The organism is Massilia sp. HP4 (assembly GCF_005222695.1).
Classification (GTDB): Bacteria; Pseudomonadota; Gammaproteobacteria; order Burkholderiales; family Burkholderiaceae_D; genus Telluria.
Genome location: NZ_STGG01000064.1, coordinates 196,536 through 217,843 on the forward strand (window position 1 = coordinate 196,536; position 21,308 = coordinate 217,843).

The 21,308-nt window shown below is 64.7% G+C and carries 19 protein-coding genes; 8 read left to right on the plus strand and 11 right to left on the minus strand.

Annotated elements, in window-relative coordinates; genetic code table 11:
* Positions 1 to 143 precede the first annotated feature (143 nt).
* Genes kdsB through E8M83_RS23710 form a run of 5 tightly spaced genes read right to left on the minus strand, consistent with a single transcriptional unit; the run spans position 144 to position 3,176 of the window.
* A complete protein-coding gene (kdsB, locus tag E8M83_RS23690) occupies positions 144 to 896 on the minus strand; it encodes a 3-deoxy-manno-octulosonate cytidylyltransferase (RefSeq protein ID WP_137175805.1) in 753 nt (250 codons plus the stop codon).
* A gap of 3 nt (positions 897 to 899) precedes the next feature.
* Positions 900 to 1,070, minus strand: coding sequence for a Trm112 family protein (locus E8M83_RS23695; RefSeq protein WP_005669111.1), 171 nt, complete (start codon positions 1,068 to 1,070; stop codon positions 900 to 902).
* Positions 1,051 to 2,076: a tetraacyldisaccharide 4'-kinase gene (gene lpxK, locus E8M83_RS23700; RefSeq protein ID WP_137175806.1), complete on the minus strand. Its 1,026-nt coding sequence runs from the start codon at positions 2,074 to 2,076 to the stop codon at positions 1,051 to 1,053. Before lpxK ends, E8M83_RS23695 begins: the two co-directional genes overlap by 20 nt.
* 54 nt (positions 2,077 to 2,130) lie before the next feature.
* Positions 2,131 to 2,568, minus strand: coding sequence for a biopolymer transporter ExbD (locus E8M83_RS23705; protein ID WP_170976910.1), 438 nt, complete (start codon positions 2,566 to 2,568; stop codon positions 2,131 to 2,133).
* Entirely contained in the window at positions 2,568 to 3,176 is a 609-nt protein-coding gene (locus E8M83_RS23710; protein WP_137175808.1) for a MotA/TolQ/ExbB proton channel family protein, read from the minus strand. Before E8M83_RS23710 ends, E8M83_RS23705 begins: the two co-directional genes overlap by 1 nt.
* 1,059 nt (positions 3,177 to 4,235) lie before the next feature.
* Here E8M83_RS23710 and xseA point away from each other — a divergent pair.
* Both xseA and E8M83_RS23720 read left to right on the plus strand, forming a co-directional pair.
* A complete protein-coding gene (gene xseA / locus E8M83_RS23715) occupies positions 4,236 to 5,597 on the plus strand; it encodes an exodeoxyribonuclease VII large subunit (RefSeq protein ID WP_137175809.1) in 1,362 nt (453 codons plus the stop codon).
* A 118-nt stretch (positions 5,598 to 5,715) separates the two neighbouring features.
* On the plus strand, positions 5,716 to 6,294 hold the full coding sequence (locus E8M83_RS23720) for a superoxide dismutase (protein ID WP_137175810.1): 579 nt from the start codon (positions 5,716 to 5,718) through the stop codon (positions 6,292 to 6,294).
* A 195-nt stretch (positions 6,295 to 6,489) separates the two neighbouring features.
* Here E8M83_RS23720 and E8M83_RS23725 read toward each other — a convergent pair whose 3' ends face one another.
* The 3 genes from E8M83_RS23725 to E8M83_RS23735 form a co-directional block, all read right to left on the minus strand.
* Positions 6,490 to 8,154 carry a dipeptidase gene (locus tag E8M83_RS23725; protein ID WP_137175811.1) on the minus strand — a complete coding sequence of 555 codons (1,665 nt, stop codon included), beginning with the start codon at positions 8,152 to 8,154 and terminating at the stop codon, positions 6,490 to 6,492.
* 12 nt (positions 8,155 to 8,166) lie between these two features.
* Complete coding sequence (locus tag E8M83_RS23730; protein ID WP_137175812.1) at positions 8,167 to 9,531, minus strand: phosphatidylserine decarboxylase family protein; 1,365 nt, start codon at positions 9,529 to 9,531, stop codon at positions 8,167 to 8,169.
* Positions 9,532 to 9,663: 132 nt separating this feature from the next.
* Positions 9,664 to 10,728, minus strand: coding sequence for a substrate-binding domain-containing protein (locus E8M83_RS23735; protein WP_137175813.1), 1,065 nt, complete (start codon positions 10,726 to 10,728; stop codon positions 9,664 to 9,666).
* 116 nt (positions 10,729 to 10,844) lie between these two features.
* On the opposite strand from E8M83_RS23735, the gene E8M83_RS23740 reads away from it, so the two are divergent.
* The 5 genes from E8M83_RS23740 to E8M83_RS23760 are packed head-to-tail and all read left to right on the plus strand — an operon-like array spanning position 10,845 to position 16,876.
* Complete coding sequence (locus E8M83_RS23740; protein WP_137175814.1) at positions 10,845 to 11,345, plus strand: formate dehydrogenase subunit gamma; 501 nt, start codon at positions 10,845 to 10,847, stop codon at positions 11,343 to 11,345.
* Positions 11,342 to 12,901, plus strand: a complete 1,560-nt coding sequence (locus E8M83_RS23745; RefSeq protein ID WP_137175815.1) for an NADH-quinone oxidoreductase subunit NuoF — start codon at positions 11,342 to 11,344, stop codon at positions 12,899 to 12,901. The genes E8M83_RS23740 and E8M83_RS23745 overlap by 4 nt, the downstream gene beginning before the upstream one ends.
* 20 nt (positions 12,902 to 12,921) lie before the next feature.
* Positions 12,922 to 15,771 carry a formate dehydrogenase subunit alpha gene (gene fdhF / locus E8M83_RS23750; protein ID WP_137175816.1) on the plus strand — a complete coding sequence of 950 codons (2,850 nt, stop codon included), beginning with the start codon at positions 12,922 to 12,924 and terminating at the stop codon, positions 15,769 to 15,771.
* Entirely contained in the window at positions 15,771 to 16,625 is an 855-nt protein-coding gene (gene fdhD / locus E8M83_RS23755) for a formate dehydrogenase accessory sulfurtransferase FdhD (RefSeq protein WP_373995071.1), read from the plus strand. Before fdhF ends, fdhD begins: the two co-directional genes overlap by 1 nt.
* Positions 16,622 to 16,876, plus strand: coding sequence for a formate dehydrogenase subunit delta (locus E8M83_RS23760; RefSeq protein WP_137175818.1), 255 nt, complete (start codon positions 16,622 to 16,624; stop codon positions 16,874 to 16,876). The genes fdhD and E8M83_RS23760 overlap by 4 nt, the downstream gene beginning before the upstream one ends.
* A 99-nt stretch (positions 16,877 to 16,975) precedes the next feature.
* Here E8M83_RS23760 and E8M83_RS23765 read toward each other — a convergent pair whose 3' ends face one another.
* The 3 genes from E8M83_RS23765 to oxc all read right to left on the minus strand — a co-directional run bounded on the left by E8M83_RS23765 (position 16,976) and on the right by oxc (position 20,552).
* On the minus strand, positions 16,976 to 17,404 hold the full coding sequence (locus E8M83_RS23765) for a PAS domain-containing protein (RefSeq protein WP_137175819.1): 429 nt from the start codon (positions 17,402 to 17,404) through the stop codon (positions 16,976 to 16,978).
* Between the two features lie 85 nt (positions 17,405 to 17,489).
* Entirely contained in the window at positions 17,490 to 18,740 is a 1,251-nt protein-coding gene (gene frc, locus E8M83_RS23770; protein WP_137175820.1) for a formyl-CoA transferase, read from the minus strand.
* A 105-nt stretch (positions 18,741 to 18,845) separates the two neighbouring features.
* The gene (oxc, locus tag E8M83_RS23775) at positions 18,846 to 20,552 is read right to left on the minus strand and encodes an oxalyl-CoA decarboxylase (protein ID WP_137175821.1); all 1,707 of its coding nucleotides are present in this window, start codon (positions 20,550 to 20,552) and stop codon (positions 18,846 to 18,848) included.
* A 143-nt stretch (positions 20,553 to 20,695) separates the two neighbouring features.
* Here oxc and E8M83_RS23780 point away from each other — a divergent pair, with 143 nt between their 5' ends.
* On the plus strand, positions 20,696 to 21,304 hold the full coding sequence (locus E8M83_RS23780) for a Crp/Fnr family transcriptional regulator (protein WP_137175822.1): 609 nt from the start codon (positions 20,696 to 20,698) through the stop codon (positions 21,302 to 21,304).
* Positions 21,305 to 21,308: the final 4 nt, after the last annotated feature.

Genomic DNA, 21,308 nt, shown 5'->3' on the forward strand with positions numbered 1-21,308 from the left:
AATGGTGGAATGATGTTTGAGCTGCACTGACTTCCTTGACACGGAAGTTACCACAAAAGTTGGCTTTCAAGCCAGTTTTGGGGGGCCTGCGGCAGGGAAATTTGATCCCGCGCAGACTTCCCATCGCTACTCTGCGGTTTGCATCAAGACGGGTAATGCAGGCGGACCCGAGCCAGGTCTTCCGGCGTGTCGACGCCGCCGGGCGGGGCATCCTGTGTGACATGCACCGCGATCGGGTAGCCATGCCACAGCACGCGCAGCTGTTCCAGCGCCTCGATGCCCTCGAGCGGCGAGACGTCCAGCTTCGGATAGGCCTGCAGGAAGGCATTGCTGTAGGCATAGAGCCCGATATGGCGCAGCGGGGCGTAGCCGAGCGGCAGCGAATCCTGGGTCGCGGCGAAGGCGTCGCGGTGCCACGGAATCGTGGCGCGCGAGAAGTACAGCGCGCGGCCCGTCTTGTCGAGCACCACCTTGACGATATTCGGGTTGAACACCTCGGCAGCGTCCAGGATCGGATGCGCGCAGGTGGCCATCGGCGTATCGGCGTCGATGCGGGCGGCGCAGGCGGCCAGCAGGGACGGGTCGATCAGCGGTTCGTCGCCCTGCAGGTTGACCACGACCTCGTCTTCGTCCAGGCCCAGCACTTGCGCCACTTCGGCGATGCGGTCGGTGCCGGACGGATGGTCGGCGCGGGTCAGCACGGCACTGACGCCATGCGCGGCGCAGGCAGTGGCGATGTCTTCATGGTCGGTGGCGACGATGACGCGCGCCGCGCCGGACGCGCGCGCACGTTCGGCCACGCGCACCACCATGGGTTTGCCGCCCAGGTCGGCCAGCGGCTTGTTCGGCAGGCGGGTCGAGGCCAGGCGCGCCGGGATGATGACGGTAAAACCCATCGCTCAGGCGGGCTCGATCTTGCGGGCCTGGTCGGCCCACATGATCGGGATGCCGTCGCGGATCGGATAGGCCAGGCGGTCGGCGCGGCAGGTCAGTTCCTGCGCCTTTTTGTCGAGTTCAAGCGGTCCCTTGCACAAGGGGCAGACCAGGATATCAAGCAAGCGAGCGTCCACGACATTTCTCCACGATTTGTTCGGCCAACGCAGGGTCGAGCTGCGCCGTGACCGGCACGACCCACAGGCGTGGATCGTCTTTTAGATGATCAATTTGCCGACATTTTACTGCATCCTTCTCGGTGATCAGGATGACATCGGCATCGACCGCCTTGAAAGGCTCGTCCAGGAAGTCGTGGTGGTCGGGCAGCGGCAGCCCGGCCACCGTCAAACCGGCCGCGCGCAGCATGGCGAAGAAGCGTCCCGGGTTGCCGATGCCGGCGGCGGCCACGATGCGTTTGTCGCGCAAGCCGGCCAAAGGGAGGCGCGCGCCGCCCTGCAGCGGTTCGGCGTATTCGCCGGCCAGGTGCATGCGCCACGGTTGTCCACCGACCGCGCGCGCCAGGCTCGGGGTCACCTCGGGCGCATTCACAACCGTGAAGTCGCGCCGGCGCGATGGCGGTTCGCGCAAGGGGCCGGCCGGCAACAGCCAGCCATTGCCGACGCCGCGGCCGTCGAACAGGACGATCTCGACGTCGCGCGCCAGGGCGTAGTGCTGCAGGCCGTCGTCGGCGATCAGGACATCGACCTCGGGATGCGCCTGCAGCAGCGCCCTGCCCGCCTCCACGCGGCGGCGGCCGACCACGACCGGACAGCCGCCGCGGGCCGCGATCAGCAGCGGTTCGTCGCCGACTTCGCGCGGATCCGATTGCGGGGTGACGGCTTGCGGCGCGCCTTCCTGGCCGCCATGGCCGCGCGAGATCACACCGGGACGCAAGCCGGCCGCGCGCAGGCTCTCGGCCAGCCAGATCGTCAGCGGCGTCTTGCCGGTGCCGCCAATAAAAATATTGCCGACCACGATGACCGGCACCGGCAGGCGCCCGGCGCGCTTGACGCCCATGCGAAACAGCAGCAGGCGCAGGCTGGACAGACAACGGAACAGCAGCGCCACCGGCAGCAGCGCCCAGGCCAGCGGCCCGCGCCGGAGCCAGGCGCGGGTCAGGGTCGATTCGAGAGAGGAAGCCATGCGGGCGGAGGACAGCGATTGGAGCGCGGCGCGCGGGGCTGCGCGCCGTGGGGCTTATTTACCGGCGCCGGTCTGGGCCGCAAAGGTCAGCTTGTCGTAGCCGGCCACGCGCGCCGCTTCCAGCACATTGATCACCATCTGGTGCATCGCGAACTGGTCGGCGTTGACGATCACCACCGGGCTGGCCACGACCTGGCCGTCGGCGGTGCGTGCGGCGTTCTTCATGTCCTGGGCCAGGCCGGCCACATGACTGAAGGCCACCGGCGTGCCGTTGACCGTGTAGTTGCCCTTGGCATCGATGGTGACGTTGATCTCGAACGGCTTCTCGGCCTGCTTCTCGGCCTCGGCGGTCGGCAAGGTGATCTGCAGCTCGGTGAACTTGCTGTAGGTGGTCGACACCATCACGAAGATCAGGACCACCAGCAGCACGTCGATGAACGGGATCAGGTTGATCTCGGGTTCTTCGCGCTTGCGGCCGCGGCGAAAGTCCATCATTTGCGGGCACCGTGGACGACGTCGACCAGTTTCACCGCCTGCAGTTCCATCTCGACGATATAGGTGTCGACCAGGTTGCGGAAGTGGCGGTAGAAGACCAGGGCCGGCATTGCGATCGCCAGGCCGAAGCCGGTGTTGTACAGCGCCACCGAGATGCCGTGCGCCAGTTGCGACGGGTTGTTGCCGCCGGTCGGGGTCGAGGCGCCGAAGATCTCGATCATGCCGACCACCGTACCGAACAGGCCCATCAGCGGCGCCAGCGAAGCGATGGTGCCGAGGGTGGTGAGGAAGCGCTCCAGGTTCTGGGCCACGCCGCGGCCGGATTCCTCGATCGACTCCTTCATCACGTCGCGCGGGGCGTCGACATTGCGCAGCGCGGCGGCCAGCACGGTACCGAGCGGCGAATTCTGTTCGAGCTTGTCCACGACCTCAGGGGTCACCTTGCCGCTGCGGTAGACGCGGATGACTTCATCGAGCAGGTTGCGGGGCAGGATCTTCTCGCGGCGCAGGGTGATCATGCGTTCGACGATGAGGGCGACGGCAACGATCGACGCGACCAGCAGGAACCAGATAGGCCAGCCTGCGGCTTGGAAAATGGCGAGCAAGAGATACTCCTGAGAGGAAAAAAATCAATTCGGCAATGTAGCAAGTTGGCAGCGAAGCGGCAAGTAGAGTTCTTCACAACTTCTGTGGATAAAATTGTGCGCAATGCGCGCGAGGTGGGGCAAGTACCTTGATTTGTAAGGGCTTTCTGCGCCTGCGCAAGAAAATGGCAGTCTCATGACTTGGCTCAAACGGAACGCGGCAGCACCAGTTGCTCGCTAGTACGATGTAGTTGCGAACAAATTCTGTGGACAAAATTGTGCGCAAGGGCGGCCGGGCTCAGCCAAGTAGCTGATTTCATTGAACTTAACCGTGGAGCTCAAATTACTGGCAGGGGAACGGTGCTGTACTTCGCATCGGGATTGCATTGGTTCCGCACATTTTTTGTGGACAAAAGTGTGAGCAAGGCACCCTTTGTGACACTAAGTCTTTGATTTACCTCAATAAAATTGGACTGCTAAAAATATTGGCATAAGGCATTTTTTGCCAAGAATTGCTGCCGTAGAGCCGATTCCTGCCGTGTTTGTTCGGCCTGGGGAGCGCTTATGCACACAATATTCATCATGTGCACAATTTTTGTGGATAAGAATGTGAGAAAGCCGGAGCTTTCCTAGCTAAGTCTTTGATTTCATTAGCTTCGCATGAGCCTGCTCTAAAATCAGGCAGCGCCGGCTGGACTCATCTTGCAGCGACGCTCAAGGTATCGGGCGCCGATCTCGTTATCCGTACCGTGCGAAAAGTCTGCACAGATTCTGTGGACAACTTTGTGATCAAGCCTTCGACTAGGGACTTAAGTCATTGATTCGTAACAATTCTACTTATCCTGCCCAATCCCTGCGCACTCCCCTCCCACATGGCCGAGTTCCCCACAGTTTTTGTGGATAAATCGCTCTCAAACGACATTACCTCATCGCTAAGCCATTGATTACAAACAGATTTCAATAGATTGCATTGAAAAGCAGCAACATTGACCCGCGGCGGCAGCTGGGCCGTGAAGGAAAACGCTTGTGGTTTGCCGTTGGATGGATAATGATCGCTGTCCCAATTTTTGCCCACACGCCATGCACCAATCGAACGACGCCGATCCCGCCTTCGCCGCCCCTGCCGTCCTGAGCGTGACCGCCCTGAACCAGCAGGTGGCGCGCCTGCTGGAGCGTTCGTTCCCGCTGGTGTGGATCGGTGGCGAGATCTCCAACTTCACCCGCGCCGCTTCCGGCCACTGGTATTTCACCTTGAAGGACGACGCGGCCCAGGTGCGCGCCGTGATGTTCCGCAGCCGCGCGCAGATGGCCGGCTTTACCCCGCGCGAAGGCGACAAGGTCGAGGTGCGCGCGCTGGTGACCCTGTACGGCGCGCGCGGCGACTACCAGATCAATGTCGAGGCGATCCGCCGCGCCGGCGTGGGGCAGCTGTATGAGGCTTTCCTGCGCCTGAAGGAAAAGCTGGCCGCGCAAGGCCTGTTCGACGCCGACCGCAAGCGTGCGCTGCCGCTGTTCGCGCGCAGCATCGGCATCGTCACCAGCCCCCAGGCCGCCGCCCTGCGCGACGTGCTGACCGCGCTGCGCCGGCGCGCGCCGCATGTGCGCATCGTGCTCTACCCTGCCCCGGTCCAGGGCCAGTTCGCGGCCGACAAGATCGCCGAGGCCATCATGACCGCCTCGCGCCGGGCCGAGGTCGACGTGCTGCTGGTGTGCCGCGGTGGCGGCTCGATCGAGGATTTGTGGAGCTTTAACGAGGAATGCGTGGCGCGCGCGATCGACGCCTGCGCGATTCCCGTGATCTCGGGCGTCGGCCACGAAACCGACGTCACCATCGCCGACTTCGCCGCCGACGTGCGCGCCGCCACCCCGACCGCGGCCGCCGAACTGGCCGCCACCCCGCGCGCCGACTGGCTGGCCTCGCTCGAAGGCGACGCCCTCGACCTGCAGCGCGCCATGGAGCGCCGCCTGCACGACGCCGGCCAGGGGCTGGACAACCTCAGCCGGCGCCTGCTGAATCCATCGGCCCAGATCGGCCACCAGCGTTTGAAACTCCTGTCGATGGCCACCGCGATGACCCATGCGGTCAAGCTGCCGGTCAACCGCCACAAGCTGGCGCTGGCCCAGCTGCAGCAGCGCTGGTCGCGTCATCGCCCCGATATGCGGGCGCTGCGCGCGCAATTGCTGTCCGACGGCCGCCACCTGAATGCCAGCCTGGGCAACCGCATCAAGCAGAACCGCGATGCGCTGGCCGGCCTGGCTGCCCAGCTGGAGTTGCTGAATCCGCAGCGCACGCTGGAGCGCGGCTATGCCATCGTGCGCGACGGCAAGGGGCAGATCGTCCGCGATCCGGCCCAGATCCATGCGCGCGACACCTTGACGGTACGCCTGGCGGGCGGCAGCGCCGAGGTGGGCGTGGCCCAGGTCCAGAGCGTGCTCGAGTGAGCTGGGAACGGTGTGCAGGGGCTGCTGGTGATGCAAGCCTGCAACCTTGCTCCATATTGCGTAGAATAACGGCGCTATAAGAACAGCAACCTTTCCCAACCACTAAGGAATCGCACACATGGAACACACCCTGCCGCCACTGCCGTATGCCAAGGACGCCCTGCAACCGCACATCTCGGCCGAGACCCTTGAATACCACCACGGCAAGCACCACCAGACCTATGTGACCAACCTGAACAACATGATCAAGGGCACCGAGTTCGAGAACCTGTCCCTGGAAGAGATCATCAAGAAGTCGTCGGGCGGCGTGTTCAATAATTCGGCCCAGATCTGGAACCACACCTTCTTCTGGAACTGCCTGAGCCCGAACGGCGGCGGCGCGCCGACCGGCAAGGCACTGGACGCGATCAACGCCAAATGGGGTTCGTTCGACAAGTTCAAGGAAGAGTTCAACAAGGCCGCACTGGGCAACTTCGGCTCTGGCTGGACCTGGCTGGTGCAAAAGGCCGACGGCAGCGTCGACATCGTCAACACCACCGGCGCCGGCACCCCGCTGACCACCGCCGACGTGCCACTCCTGACCGCCGACGTCTGGGAACACGCCTACTACATCGACTACCGCAACGCCCGCGCCAAGTTCCTGGAAGCGTTCTGGAATGTCGCCAACTGGGAATTCGTGAACAAGAATTTCGTCTGAATGGGCTGACGGTCATGCCGGCGTCGGCATGATGCGTCGCCAGCAGGGGCCCGCCAGGTGCGGGCCCTTGTCATTAGTCGCCTCCGCAGCCGCCACCACCTTCATCGGCCGCGCACCCGCTGTCGCCCTCTGAACCGCCAGTCACTACGACGCTATCGCCGCCCTGCGTCGAGGCCGGCGCCCCCTCTCCGTTGTCTACAGCTTCATGTCATAACTGACCGGCCCATCCCGGTAATCGGTCAGCCCCAGCCACTGCGACGGATACCCGACCGGCACCGGCGCCGGCGGCTGCCCCGCCCTGCCCGGCATATTGATGTAGCCGTCCGAATACCTCGCGATCAGCCGGTCGGCCAGTTCCCACCACGCTTCCACGACCCCGGCCGCGTTCTGCTCGCACATCCGGGTCAGCGTGACGACGCTGCAGCCTTCCGCACATTGCCGGTCCCACGCATCGACCACCCTGGCCTGGCGCGCTTCGATCTCTCTTTGCAGTGGCAGGATGTCGCTTTGGCACATGCGCTGGTAATTGAGCCGCGCCCAGTTGGCCACGAAATCGAAGGCCCACCAGGCCGCGTCGCGGCTGAACTGCTGCGGGTCGCCGATCTCGTAAGCATGCGGCAGCTGCGCGACCTTGCTCGGGAACGGCACGAAGCAGCTGGTGTACGCCACGTCCGGCCCATACCACAGCATGCCGCGGGTCAGCTCCGGCGCATCGGGCCGGGTCTGGGCGACATAGGTATAACCCTGGTAGAAAATGGAGATCGCCCGTTCCCAGGCGCCATACAGCTTCTCTGACGACACATTGTTCTGCGCCCCATCGTAGGGCCCGATATACCGGTTCGGATCGCCATACGGCCCGGCCGCCACGCCGCGGGTCAGGTCGAACTGCGTGCCTTCGTAGTGGTCGCGGTAGAGCGCGATCACGTCCTCGCGCGTGAGCTTGGCGCGCGGCGCCACCGAGAACGGATAGTCGGTGGTATAGCCGCCGCCGCTGACCCATGGGCTCAGGCCCAGGTCCGGGTTGACGCGGTCGAACACGCGCCACACCCGGCGCAGCGAATAGTAGGGGTGCGCATACTCTCCCTCGCTGACCGCGCGCAGCCAGTCGACCGGTCCCTGGCCGGCCTTGGCCCAACCCACTTTCTCGAGGCCGGCCAGCAGCTTGTCGGAGAATACCTGCTCTTCGGCGCCGGGACGGATGTCGCGGATGCGGAATTCGTTGGCGGCCACGAACACCGTCCCATCCGGCACGCGCTGGGCGATCCAGGCCGAGTGGTATTCCTCGTCGGGCAAGGCGCACATCTCGAATACCCAGGCTTCTTTCTCGTCGCCCACCAGCAGGGTCTCGCCGGTCGAGAAATAGCCGTACTTGTCGATCAGGCCACCCATCGTCTCGACCGCCGCGCGCGCCGTCGTGCAGCGCTCCAGCGCCACCCGCGACAGCTCGGCGCTGTAGAACAGGCGGCAGTGCTTGCCGGTCTTTTCGGCGTCTTCCTGCGATACATGCGGCGGCTGGAAACGGGCGCCATTCGTGCACTCTCCCATCATGAGATTGTGCTCGTTCATGATGCCATAGCTGCCGTCGAAATAGGCGTAGGTGTGGGCCACTTGCGGGATGCGGCCGATCAGCGGCGTCTCTGGCCGGCCGGGCATCTCGTAGCCCGGACCGCGCTCCTTGCTCACCAGGCGCGGATAGGGGTCAATGCTGGCGTCGACCACGCCGCGCAGGCTGTTCGGTGCGTGGTGCCGGGCCGGGACGTAGATGATGCGCTGGTCCGACAACTCATTGTCGTCGGAATGCGTCACCATCATCGAACCGTCCGCCGTGGCGCCATTCGTGATGATCATCGTGGTGCACATGGTGGCCTCCGCTTATTTCTTGGCGTACCAGACGCCGATCTGGGAACCGATCAGGGTGACGTTGCCGCCCGTGCTCGAACTGCCGCTGGGCAGGACCGGGCGCTGCGGATACGGCACGCCGTCGGCGTTCACGAAGATCAGCTCCTTGCCGGGCAGCTTTTCGTACAGGATGGCGAACGACGAGCCGCCGTAGTTGAACATCCCCATTTCCTGCCCCTTGCGCACCTGGGCGCCGCGCCGCATGCCGGGGTCGAACGCGACGCTCGACACCTCGCTCATGCCCAGCGGGATGCAGCACACATGGCCGTAATCGGGGGTCTTGATGACGATGATCCCGCGCGCATTGACCTGGGCCAGATAGGGCAGCGAGGCGGTGGTGGCGCCGCCGAAGTCGGGCAAGACCAATTTATTGAAGAAGCAGCCGGGAATGGTGAACGGGTCGAACAGCACTTCGCCATTGACCGGCACCCACCAGCGATGGAAGTTGTACGGATTCAGGTAGGTCTGGAAGATCGCGCCGCCTTCGAACATGTCGACCAGCTTGTAGTCGTCGATCAGCGCCTGCTGTTGCGGCACGGGCGAACTCAATATATCGGTCAGCGAATAATTCATGTCCTTGAACCAGAACGCATCCTTGCGCGCGATATTCGCATCCCAGCGGAATACCGAGCCGTCGTTCGGGCAAATGACGGTCTGGTTCGACTCCGGATCGGCGATCGGCCGCGCCTGCCCGGGATCTTTAAACGTGCGGGTAAAGAAGGAATTCCAGCTTTTCCAGTAAGGCAGGGTTTCGGAATCCTTTTTCCACAAGGGGAACTGGTATTGCTCCTTGGCCGCCGGTGACAGCCACTGCTCGCCTTCGACGCGGAAACCCACGTTCGAGGCCGGGGTAGCGAGGAAGGCATTCCAGTCGGCCAGGATGTTCGACATCAGCACATTGAAGGTGGGCAGGCGGAACAGGGTCGTGCCGCTCTGGGTCGGGTCGATACCCACCACGAAGGCCGAGAACGGCAGGCCGACCAGGTCGTCATCGATGAAGCTCGGCGCGTGGGTGAGGATCGTGTTGAAGCCGTGCAGCAAGGTATCGACGTCCTTGATACGCGGGATCGGCACGCCTTTCGCCTCGGGCGAATGCGCATCGATGATGTTCAGGTTTTCGGCGCAGGCATGATTGACGAGGAAGCGCACGACCTCGTTCTCTTCGATATAGTTGCCCAGCGCCTGCACCGAGGGCGCCAGCGGTTTTCGTTCGGCGCCCAGCACGCGGTCGAAATATGTCTGCATGCTGGGGCTGCCATATTGCGGCAGCCAGCCGCTTTGCAGATTGCTCGGATACGGATTGATCTCGAATTGCGCGTAATGCGGTGCAGTCGTCATGGCATATCCTTGGACGGGGTAAAAAACGGAAAAATCGACGTGGAAGATTTACCGTTTTAACCGCCGCCCGCGCGCGCCCATTTGATATGGATCAGTTCGCTTCCCGACCATCCTCGCTGGATAATCGGGACGCTAGAACAGGAACTGCGTATCGAGCCTGGTTCCGCACAGCGCGCCGTCATAGCCGGGCAGCTCCGACAACACCTGCTTGAACGCACCATTCGACATCGCCGCCTGCGCCGCCTTCAGGAGCGGCGTATCGAGCGCGCTGGCCTCGCAGGCCAGGAAATACTGCTCGCGAATGACGGGAATGAAGTCGAGGTCGAAGCGGCGCGCCGCCGTCTCGACGCCGAAGCCCACGTCGGCCATGTCGCTCGCCACATAGGCGGCCACCGCCGCGTGCGTGAATTCGGCGGTGCCGGAGCGGTTGATCAGCGCCGGGTCGGCTTTCATGTCGGCCAGCAGCAGTTCGAGCAGCACCCGCGTGCCGGAACCCTTCTGGCGGTTGACGAAGCGAAGATCCGGTCGCACCAGGTCGGCCAGCCCCGTCACGCCTTTCGGATTGCCCTTGGCGACAAAGATCCCCTGCATGCGGTAGGCGAGATGGAGCAGTGCGTGGCGCTCGGGATCGAGCCAGGGCCGGTACTTGGCCGCCGCCGCCTGCTCGAATTCACCCACCGGCAGATGAAAGCCCGCCAGGTCGCACTCGCCGCGCGCCAGCGCCGCCACCGCATCGCTGCTGCCGCGGTAATTGATGTCGACCGTGACGCCCTGCTCATTGAGCTGCTTGACCAGCGCCGCCACCGCGAAGCCGTGCGAGGCGGTCATGCGCACGACCTGGGCATCGGCCACCAGCACCCGCGCCAGTTCCTGCTGCAATTCAGAGGCCAGGCTATCGAGCGTGGGCGTCAGGCGGGCCTGGATGCGGCGGTCGGCCCACATCAGCTTTTCGGCCAGCGGAGACAGCACCGTGCCCTTGCCGCGCACCTTGTGGACCAGGTCCACGCCGAACTGCTCCGAGAACTGCTGCAGCAGCCCCCAGGCGTGGCGATACGACATGCCGCGCGCCGCAGCCGCCTTGCTGATCGAGCCGAGCTGGCTCACCGCCAGCAGCAGGCCAAGGAGCGCCGGCAGCGCGGTCGGTTCGCCCGAGGCGTCGCGCACGATCCAGTCGGGCCGTATCTCTACTCTGATCATATGCAAAATCCTTCATATTGAACGTGCTTCAAACGGGTGCTACTCTGGACGGAGCAGTAAATAAAAGCCGTTATATATGTTCCGATAAACATATGCAAGGCAGAGATGGAGACACCATGCAATCACTAGACACCACCGACGCACCGCGCGTCATCGGCGACATCCTCGACCTTCACGTGCAGCATGGCGTGCTTGGCCAGGATGCCCTGCTCCCGGTCCTGCACGCGATCCAGGACCGCCTCGGCTTCATCCCGCCCGATGCGGTCGAGGGGCTGGCGCAAGCCTTCAATCTTTCGCGCGCCGAGGTGCATGGCGTGATCACCTTCTACCACTACTTCAAGACCACGCCGCCGGCGCGCTGCACGGTGCAGGTGTGCCGCGCCGAGGCCTGCCAGAGCATGGGCGGCGACGCCCTGCTGTCGCATGCCCGCCAGGCGCTGGGATGCGACCTGCATGAACACAGCGCCGACGGCGGCTTCGCACTGGAGCCGGTGTATTGCCTCGGCCACTGCGCGACCGCGCCCGCCATCATGATCAACGACGCCGTCCACGCAAAGGTGACCCCGGCGCGTTTCGACAAGCTGCTCGCGAAAGCGACCACCAAGGTGGCCGCATGAGCGTGCGCATCCATGTCCCGGCCGATTCGGCAGCATTGGCCCTGGGCGCCGACGACGTCGCCAGCGCGATCGTGCGCGAGGCGGCGCAGCGCGGCATCGCCATCGAACTGGTGCGCAATGGCACGCGCGGCCTGCTGTACCTCGAACCGCTGGTCGAAGTGGGCACGCCCGACGGCCGCATCGGCTTCGGCAACGTCGACGAAGACGATGTGGCGGCCCTGTTCGATGCCGGTTTCCACAATGGCGAATCCACGCACCGCCTGTCTCTCGGCCTCGTCGACCAGATTCCCTATCTGGCCAGGCAGACCCGCCTGACCTTCGCCCGCTGCGGCATCACCGATCCGTTGTCGCTTAGCGACTATGAAGCCCACGGCGGCTACCGCGGCCTGCGCCAGGCCATCACCATGACCGGCGCCGACATCGTCGCCGCGGTGACCGCCTCGGGCCTGCGCGGACGCGGCGGCGCCGCCTTCCCCACCGGGATCAAGTGGAACACGGTGCTGCGCGCGCCCGGCTACCAGAAATACATCGTGTGCAATGCCGACGAAGGCGATTCCGGCACCTTCGCCGACCGCATCGTCATGGAAAGCGATCCCTTCGTCCTGATCGAGGGCATGACCATCGCCGGCCTCGCGGTCGGCGCCACCCGCGGCTACATCTACGTGCGCAGCGAGTATCCGCATGCGATCGCCGCGCTGAACCACGCGATCGGCACCGCCACCCGCGCAGGCCTGCTCGGACCGAACGTCGCCGGCAGCGGCCGCGCCTTCGAGCTCGAGGTGCGCAAGGGCGCCGGCGCCTATATCTGCGGCGAAGAAACCGCCCTGCTCGAGAGCATCGAAGGCAAGCGCGGCGTGGTGCGCGCCAAGCCGCCCCTGCCCGCGCTGGCCGGCCTGTTCGGCCAGCCGACCGTGATCAACAATGTGCTGTCGCTGGCCTCGGTGCCGGTCATCCTCGACCAGGGCGCCCAGTTCTACCAGGACTTCGGCATGGGCCGCTCGCGCGGCACCCTGCCGGTGCAGTTGGCCGGCAATATCAAGCACGGCGGTCTGATCGAACTGGCGTTTGGCACCACCCTGCGCGAGATCTTGTACGAGTATGGCGGCGGCAGCGCCAGCGGGCGGCCGATCAAGGCGGTGCAGGTCGGTGGCCCGCTGGGCGCCTACCTCCCCGAGTCGCAGTGGGACACCCCGCTCGACTACGAAGCCTTCGCCGCCCTGTGGGCGGTGCTGGGCCACGGTGGCATCGTGGTCCACGACGACAGCGCCGACATGGCGAATCTGGCGCGTTACGCGATGGAGTTCTGCGCCGTCGAATCCTGCGGCAAATGCACGCCCTGCCGTATCGGCTCCACCCGCGGCGTCGAGGTGATCGACAAGATCCGCAATGGCACCGAGCGCCCGCAACAGGTCATCCTGCTGCGCAGCCTGTGCGACACCATGCTCAACGGTTCGCTGTGCGCCATGGGCGGCATGACGCCCTACCCGGTGCTGTCGGCGCTGAACCACTTCCCGCAAGACTTCGGCCAGGTGGCCGGCGACGAATTGGCCGCCTGAGTGCTGCCCAGGAGAACCCCATGATCGAAACCATCCTCACCCGCGATTTCGGCACGCCAGCCAAGGAAATCCACCTCGCCACCGAGATGATCACCTTGAGCATCGACGGCGTGCAGGTGACCGTCCCGGCCGGGACCTCGCTGATGCGCGCGGCGGCCGAGAACAGCATCAACATCCCCAAGCTGTGCGCCACCGACAGCCTGGAGCCGTTCGGCTCCTGCCGCCTGTGCCTGGTCGAGATCGAGGGCCGCCGCGGCTATCCGGCCTCGTGCACCACGCCGGCCGAAGCGGGCATGATCGTGCGCACCCAGAGCCCCAAGCTGCAAGAAGTGCGCAAGGGCGTGATGGAGCTGTACATCTCCGACCACCCGCTCGACTGCCTGACCTGCCCCGCCAACGGCAATTGCGAGCTGCAGGACATGGCCGGCGTCACCGGCCTGCGCGAAGTACGCTACGGCTACGACGGCGCCAACCATCTGAAACTGAAGAAAGACGAGAGCAACCCCTACTTCACCTTCGACTCCTCGAAGTGCATCGTCTGCAACCGCTGCGTGCGCGCCTGCGAGGAAACGCAAGGCACCTTCGCCCTGACGATCTCGGGGCGCGGCTTCGACGCGCGCGTCGCGGCCGGCCAGAGCGAGGCGTTCATGGATTCCGAGTGCGTCTCGTGCGGCGCCTGCGTCGAAGCCTGCCCGACCGCCACCCTCACCGAGAAATCGGTCATCTGGCTCGGCCAGGCCGAGCACAGCATCACGACCACATGCGCCTATTGCGGTGTCGGTTGCTCGCTCAAGGCCGAAATGAAGGGCAACGAGGTGGTGCGCATGGTGCCGGCCAAGGATGGCAAGGCCAACGAAGGCCATGCCTGCGTCAAGGGCCGCTTCGCCTGGGGCTATGCCACCCACAAGGACCGCATCATGAAACCGATGATCCGCGCCAAGATCACCGACCCGTGGAAGGAAGTGTCGTGGGATGAAGCCCTCGACTACGCGGCCTCGGAATTCAAGCGCATCCAGGCCAAGCACGGCCGGGATGCGATCGGCGGCATCGTCTCGTCGCGTTGCACCAACGAAGAAGGCTATCTGGTGCAAAAGCTGGTGCGCGCGGCGTTTGGCAACAATAACGTCGACACGTGCGCCCGCGTATGCCACTCGCCGACCGGCTACGGCCTGAAAACCACGCTCGGCGAATCGGCCGGCACCCAGACTTTCAAATCCATCGAGAAGGCCGACGTGGTGCTGGTCATCGGCGCCAACCCGACCGACGGCCACCCGGTATTCGCCTCGCGCATGAAGAAGCGCCTGCGCCAGGGCGCGCGCCTGATCGTCATCGATCCACGCCGCATCGACCTGGTCAAGTCGCCGCATATCCGCGCCGAGCACCACCTGCAGCTGCGGCCCGGCACCAACGTCGCGATGGTCAGCGCGCTGGCCCACGTCATCGTGACCGAAAACCTGATGGCCAACGACTTCATTGCCGAGCGCTGCGACCTGCGCGCCTTCGCGCAGTGGCGCGACTTCGTCGCCCAGCCCGGGAATTCGCCGGAAGCGACCGAGGCCATCACCGGCGTGCCGGCGCAGCAGGTGCGCGAGGCGGCCCGCCTGTATGCGCTCGGCGGCAATGGTGCGATCTTCTACGGCCTGGGCGTGACCGAACATGCGCAGGGTTCGACCGCCGTGATGGGCATCGCCAACCTGGCCATGGTGACCGGCAACGTCGGCCGCGCCGGCGTCGGCGTCAATCCGCTGCGCGGGCAGAACAATGTGCAGGGCTCTTGCGACATCGGCTCCTTCCCGCATGAACTGCCGGGCTACCGCCACGTCTCGGACACCATCGTGCGCACCGCGTTCGAAGAGGCGTGGGGCGTGCCGCTGCAGGCCGAACCGGGCCTGCGCATTCCGAACATGTTCGAGGCGGCCCTCGACGGCAGCTTCATGGGCCTGTATTGCCAGGGCGAGGACATCGTCCAGTCCGACCCGAATACCCAGCACGTCACCTCGGCGCTCGAATCGATGGAGTGCATCGTGGTGCAAGATATCTTCCTGAACGAGACCGCCAAGTATGCCCATGTGCTGCTGCCGGGTTCCTCGTTCCTGGAAAAGGACGGCACCTTCACCAATGCCGAACGGCGCATCTCGCGCGTGCGCAAGGTGATGCCGCCACGGGCCGGCTACGCCGACTGGGAAGTGACGATGGCGCTGTCGAACCGCCTGGGTTATCCGATGAACTACCGCCATCCGTCCGAGATCATGGACGAGATCGCGCGTCTCACGCCGACCTTCTCCGGCGTGAGCTACAAGCGCCTGGACGAACTGGGCAGCATCCAGTGGCCATGCAACGACGAGGCTCCGGAAGGCACGCCGACCATGCACGTCGACGGCTTCGTGCGCGGCAAGGGCCGCTTCATCATCACGCAATACGTCGCCACCGACGAGAAAGTGACGCGCAAGTACCCGCTGATCCTGACCACCGGCCGCATCCTGTCGCAGTACAACGTCGGCGCGCAGACGCGCCGCACCGAGAACGTGCGCTGGCACGCCGAAGACCGGCTCGAGATCCACCCGCACGATGCCCAGGAACGCGGCATCGAGGACGGCCAGTGGGTCGGGGTGCAAAGCCGCGCCGGCGAGACGGTATTGCGCGCCAAGATCACCGAGCGCATGCAGCCGGGCGTGGTATACACCACCTTCCACTTCCCCGAATCGGGCGCCAACGTCATCACGACCGAGAACTCCGACTGGGCCACCAACTGCCCGGAATACAAGGTGACCGCGGTGCAGGTGATGCATGTGCAGCAGCAGTCGGACTGGCAGCTGGAATATGCCCGCTTCAACCGCGAGCAGCTGGGCCTGGCGGAGCCGGTCGCATGATGTGCGCGCTCGACATCGAGGAGCAAGCCGAGGTGGAGCCGGCTTTCCACCGAACGCCCAGCGCGCGCATGGCGGTGGCGCGCATGCGCACCGGCGTGCTTGACGGCGCCGAGGACGAGCTGGCCGAAGAAGTGCCAGTGGCGCTCGAGTACAACGGCGTCTCGCACGCCGTGATGCTGGCCACGCCGGCCGACCTGGAGGAATTCGCGCTCGGCTTTTCGCTCAGCGAAGGCATCGTCGCTTCGTCCGCCGAATTCTACGGGGTCGAGATCGGGTTCGGCGCGGCCGGCATCACTGCCCACATCGACGTCGCCACGGCCGCCTTCATGCGCCTCAAGGAACGGCGGCGCAGCCTGGCCGGCCGCACCGGCTGCGGCCTGTGCGGCGCCGACAGCCTGGCCCAGGTGATCCGCCCGCTGCCCTTTTTGGCGCCGACCCGGGCGCTGTCCGGCGCGGCGATCCGGCGCGCCGTGGCCCAGGTGCGGCAGCAGCAGCCACTCAACCGCCTCACCGGCGCCACCCACGCGGCACTCTGGTGCGGCCGTGACGGCGCGCCGCGCGCGGCCTTCGAAGATGTGGGCCGCCACAACGCGCTCGACAAGCTGATCGGCGGCCTGCACCTGGAAGGCGCCGACCTGCAAGACGGTTTTGTCTTGATCACCAGCCGCGCCAGCGTCGAGATGGTGCAGAAGGCTGCCACTGTCGGCATCGCCGCCCTGGTGGCGATTTCGGCCCCCACCGCGCTCGCGGCCCGCACCGCGCAGGATTGCGGCCTGACCCTGGTCGCCTTCGCCCGCGGCGACGACTTCGTCGCCTACGCACATGGCGCCAACATCGCAATGGATAAAGCATGAATATCGAGAACCTGGTCACCATGGCCAACCAGATCGGCACCTTCTTCGAGTCCTATCCGAACCAGCAGGAAGGCCGCACCGAGATCGCCAACCACCTGCAGCGCTTCTGGGCGCCGCGCATGCGCAGCCAGCTGTTTTCGCACATCGACCAGACGCAGGGCGAAGGACTCAGGCCGATCGTGATCGAGGCGCTGGTCGAGCACCGGCGCGAGCACATGCCGCCGCCGCCGCCGGGTGGCGACGCGGGCTGATCCCGCAGGTACGGTCCGTTGACCTGGGGTGGACGGCTTGCCCGCCCATCCCACTCCATCCCCCCACCCGGCGATTTCCATCGATCGCCAGGCAGGTTTTCAGGCCTGCGCCATCTCGAGTTGCGCCAGGCGCGCGCGCAGCTTGCGCTCCTCGCCCCAGCGTTCGGTCTCGTCGCGCACCAGGGCGATGATCGACGTCACTTCCCCACCAGGACCATGCAGTAGCGCGACCGTAAACGCGATCGACAAGGGCTTGTCGTCCTTGTGCAACGCCGGCACGCGCAGCACGTCGGCGCCGTAGCGCGTCTCGCCGGTGGCCATGGTCTTGTGGTAGCCGTCCCAGTGACGCTGGCGCTGGCGCTGCGGGATGATCAGGTCCAGCGACTGGCCGATCGCCTCGCTCTCGGTGAAGCCGAAGATGCGCGTCGCGGCCGCATTCCAGAAAGTGATGTTGCCTGCCGCATCGCACACGACGACGGCGTCGCCCAGGGCCTGCAGCAGTTGTTGAAAATCGATATTGGTTTGCATGATTATTCTTCCCCCGTAAATGCAAAATGCGCGCCGCAAGCAGACGGCGCGCACCAGACCTTCATTTATCCTACCAGGCTGCCGGTCACACCACCTGCTTCTCGTGCAGCGCCGCGATATCCCTGCTGCTGTAGCCCAGGCTTTCCAGCACCTCGTCGGTGTGTTCGCCCAGCAGCGGCGAACCCTTGATCTCGACCTTCATGTCCGAGAACTTGATCGGGCTGCCCACGGTCAGGTACTTGCCGCGTTCCTTGTGGTCGACCTCGGCGATCGTGCCGCTGGCGCGCAGCGATGGATCGGCGGCGATCTCTTTCATCGACAGCACCGGCGAGCAGGGAATGTCGAACTTGCGCAGGATGTCGACCGCCTCGAACTTGGTCTTGTCCTTCAGCCAGTCTTCGATCGTGCCAAAGATGGCGAAGATCTTGTCCTGGCGCGCGCCGGCCGTCATGTAGGCCGGGTCGTCGATCCACTCTTCCTTGCCCAGCGCCTTGCAGATCGGCGCCCAGGCGTGGCCCTGGATGGTGAAGTAGATGTAGGCGTTGGGGTCGGTTTCCCAGCCCTTGCACTTGAGCACCCAGCCCGGCTGGCCGCCGCCGCCGGCATTGCCGCCACGCGGGACGACGTCCGAGAACGAGCCGTGCGGATACTGCGGATACTCTTCCAGGTAGCCGACCCGGTCCAGGCGCTGCTGGTCGCGCAATTTCACACGGCACAGGTTCAGCACGCTGTCCTGCATCGATACCGCCACCTTCTGGCCCTTGCCCGAGACGTCGCGCGCGCGCAGGGCGGTCAGGATGCCGATCGCCAGGTGCATGCCGGTATTGCTGTCGCCCAGGGCGGCCGCGCTGACGGTTGGCGGACCGTCGTCGAAACCGGTGGTCGAGGCCGCGCCGCCGGCGCACTGCGCCACGTTTTCGTAGACCTTCAGGTCTTCGTAGTGGTGGCCGTCGCTGAAGCCCTTGACCGAAGCGACGATCATGCCTGGGTTCAGTTCCTTGATGTGTTCCCAGGTAAAGCCCATGCGGTCGAGCGCGCCCGGACCGAAGTTCTCGACCAGCACGTCCGACTCCTTGATCAGCTTGGTCAGGATTTCCTTGCCTTCGGGCTTCTTGGTATCCAGCGTCAGCGAACGCTTGTTACTGTTGAGCATGGTGAAATACAGGGCGTCGACGCCAGGGATGTCGCGCAGCTGCGAGCGCGTGACGTCGCCGGCGCCGGGGCGCTCGACCTTGATCACGTCGGCGCCGAACCATGCCAGCAGCTGGGTGCAGGCCGGACCGGCCTGGACGTGGGTGAAATCGATGATCTTGATGCCTTCGAGTGGTTTGCTCATGATGTCAGTCTCCATTGTTCAGTCGATATTGCGGGCCCCGCCGGCGGCCTTGTGGGCGCCGGCGGTCGTGCGTGTCGCTGTACTACTGTTATGTCAGCTGCGATGTCACTTTTTCGCGTTGCTTTGCGGATTCAGATTGGTCAGGCGGCCGCTCTCGGTGCCGGCGGTCTCGTCGATCACGGCATTGATCAGGGCGGGCTTGCCGGCAGCGATCGCCTCGGCCAGGGCGCGGGTCAGTTCTTCGGGCGTGGTGGCGTGGTAGCCGATGCCGCCGAAGGCCTCGATCATCTTGTCGTAGCGCGCGTTCTTGACGAACACGGTCGGGGCCACGTCCTTGCCGCCGGTCGGATTGACGTCGGTGCCGCGGTACACGCCGTTGTTGTTGAAGATGATGGTCGTGACCGGCAGCTCGTAACGGCAGATGGTCTCGAGTTCCATGCCGGAGAAACCGAAGGCGCTGTCGCCCTCGATCGCGACCACCGGCTTGCCGCTGACGACGGCCGCGCCGATCGCGTAGCCCATGCCGATGCCCATGATGCCCCAGGTGCCGGAGTCGAAACGCTTGCGCGGCTGGTACTGGTCGACGATGCTGCGCGCATAGTCGAGGGTATTGGCGCCTTCGTTCACCAGGTTGATGTCCGGATGCTGCTTGAGCACGTCGCGGATGGCGCGCAGCGCGGTGTGGAAGTTCATCGGCACCGATTCGCGATTGAGCAGCGCCGCCATCTTGGCCGTGTTCTGCTCCTTGCGCTCGGCGATCGGGCCCAGCCACTCGGCATCGGGCTTGGCGATGCCGGCGCCGTCGAGGCCTTCGAGCAGCGCCGCCACGCAGGAACCGATATCGCCGATCAGCGGCGCGGCGATCGCCACATTGCTGTCGATCTCGGTCGGCGAGATATCGATCTGCACGAATTGCTTGGGCTTGCCCCAGGTCTTCCCCTTGCCGTGCGCCAGCAGCCAGTTCAGGCGCGCGCCGATCAGCACCACCACGTCGGCCTCGGCCAGCACGTAGGAGCGCGCTGCCGATGCAGACTGCGGGTGCGTATCCGGCAGCAGGCCCTTGGCCATCGACATCGGCAGATAGGGAATGCCGGAGCGCTCGACCAGCGCGCGGATGTCGTCGTCGGCCTGCGCGTAGGCGGCGCCCTTGCCGAGCAGGATCAGCGGCTTCTTGGCGCCCTTGATCAGGGCCAAAGCGCGCTGCACCGAATCCGGGGCCGGCAACTGGCGCGGCACCGGGTCGACCACCTTGATCAGCGAGCGCTTGGCGTGGCCGGCCTCGATGGTCTGCGCCAGCAGCTGGGCCGGCAGGTCGAGATAGACACCGCCCGGGCGGCCCGAGACGGCGGCGCGGATCGCGCGGGCGACGCCGATGCCGATGTCCTCGGCCTTGTTGATGCGGTAGGACGCCTTGGCATACGGCTTGGCCGCATTCAGCTGATCCATTTCTTCGTAATCGCCTTGCTGCAGGTCGACGATCTCGCGTTCGCTGGATCCCGAAATCAGGATCATCGGGAAGCAGTTGGTGGTCGCGTTGGCCAGTGCCGTCAGGCCGTTGAGGAAGCCCGGCGCCGAGACGGTCAGGCAAATACCCGGCTTTTGCGTCATGTAGCCGGCGATGGCTGCGGCATTGCCGGCATTCTGTTCATGGCGGAAGCCGATGAAGCGCATTCCTTCGGCCTGCGCCAGGCGCGCCAGGTCGGTAATTGGAATGCCGACCAGGCCGAAGATCGTATCGATGTCGTTGTGTTTCAGCGCATCGATTACCAGGTGGAAGCCGTCGGTCACGTCTACCGATACGTGGTTAGTCATTGCTGTCTCCAGTTATTGTCGCTCCGGGCCGAACGCGATGTGTATCGCCCGCAAACCATCATAGCCAGCACGCCTGATTTGTCTCATTGACCATGGTCAATTTTGGCCGCATGATGCGAGAATCAAGAAAAACGGCAGCGTTCATGACGACTATTGCAAATCACGCGGAACGAAACATCATCCGTCTTCAGCTGAAGCAAAACGTGGTGCTCAAGGAACTGCGCGACAGCGAGATGGCCGCGCTCGAGCCGTACCTGACGATCGAGAATCACCAGAAGGGCGACCTGCTGATGAACCAGGGCGTGCAAGAGATGTCGCAGTACTTCATCCTCGATGGCATCCTCAAGCGCCAGGTCTCGAACCAGGAAGCGAAGGAGATGATCCTGCGCTTTTCGGCCGAGCGCGATATCGAGACCAGCTACGCCGCCTGGTGCCTCAAGATGCCGACGCCATTCAGCATCGCCTGCGTCACCAAGGTGCGCGTGGCGCGCATGCCGCTGCCGCAATGGGTCGACTATATGCGCAGCCACAGCACCGTGAAGCAGGCCTTCGAGTACGAGGTCATGAACCTGATGAGCGCCATCATGGCGCATACGATCACGCTGCATCTGCTCGATGCGCCGGGCCGGGTGCATCGCTTCGTGCGCAAGCATCCGGATTTGTTCGAACGGCTGCCGAAGAAGGAATTGGCGGCGTACCTGAACCTGTCGCCAGAGACGCTGAGCCGCTTGAAGAATCGGGGGAAGATTTGAAGGC

What these genes read in the sequence shown, in the direction of transcription:
- E8M83_RS23780 (WP_137175822.1), top strand. Translation starts at nt 20,696, where the DNA reads ATGACGACTATTGCAAATCACGCGGAACGAAACATCATCCGTCTTCAG.
- lpxK (WP_137175806.1), bottom strand. Translation starts at nt 2,076, where the DNA reads ATGGCTTCCTCTCTCGAATCGACCCTGACCCGCGCCTGGCTCCGGCGC.
- E8M83_RS23745 (WP_137175815.1), top strand. Translation starts at nt 11,342, where the DNA reads ATGAGCGTGCGCATCCATGTCCCGGCCGATTCGGCAGCATTGGCCCTG.
- frc (WP_137175820.1), bottom strand. Translation starts at nt 18,740, where the DNA reads ATGAGCAAACCACTCGAAGGCATCAAGATCATCGATTTCACCCACGTC.
- xseA (WP_137175809.1), top strand. Translation starts at nt 4,236, where the DNA reads ATGCACCAATCGAACGACGCCGATCCCGCCTTCGCCGCCCCTGCCGTC.
- oxc (WP_137175821.1), bottom strand. Translation starts at nt 20,552, where the DNA reads ATGACTAACCACGTATCGGTAGACGTGACCGACGGCTTCCACCTGGTA.
- E8M83_RS23720 (WP_137175810.1), top strand. Translation starts at nt 5,716, where the DNA reads ATGGAACACACCCTGCCGCCACTGCCGTATGCCAAGGACGCCCTGCAA.
- E8M83_RS23760 (WP_137175818.1), top strand. Translation starts at nt 16,622, where the DNA reads ATGAATATCGAGAACCTGGTCACCATGGCCAACCAGATCGGCACCTTC.
- E8M83_RS23725 (WP_137175811.1), bottom strand. Translation starts at nt 8,154, where the DNA reads ATGTGCACCACGATGATCATCACGAATGGCGCCACGGCGGACGGTTCG.
- kdsB (WP_137175805.1), bottom strand. Translation starts at nt 896, where the DNA reads ATGGGTTTTACCGTCATCATCCCGGCGCGCCTGGCCTCGACCCGCCTG.
- fdhF (WP_137175816.1), top strand. Translation starts at nt 12,922, where the DNA reads ATGATCGAAACCATCCTCACCCGCGATTTCGGCACGCCAGCCAAGGAA.
- E8M83_RS23735 (WP_137175813.1), bottom strand. Translation starts at nt 10,728, where the DNA reads ATGATCAGAGTAGAGATACGGCCCGACTGGATCGTGCGCGACGCCTCG.
- E8M83_RS23705 (WP_170976910.1), bottom strand. Translation starts at nt 2,568, where the DNA reads ATGGACTTTCGCCGCGGCCGCAAGCGCGAAGAACCCGAGATCAACCTG.
- E8M83_RS23740 (WP_137175814.1), top strand. Translation starts at nt 10,845, where the DNA reads ATGCAATCACTAGACACCACCGACGCACCGCGCGTCATCGGCGACATC.
- E8M83_RS23730 (WP_137175812.1), bottom strand. Translation starts at nt 9,531, where the DNA reads ATGACGACTGCACCGCATTACGCGCAATTCGAGATCAATCCGTATCCG.
- E8M83_RS23765 (WP_137175819.1), bottom strand. Translation starts at nt 17,404, where the DNA reads ATGCAAACCAATATCGATTTTCAACAACTGCTGCAGGCCCTGGGCGAC.
- fdhD (WP_373995071.1), top strand. Translation starts at nt 15,771, where the DNA reads ATGTGCGCGCTCGACATCGAGGAGCAAGCCGAGGTGGAGCCGGCTTTC.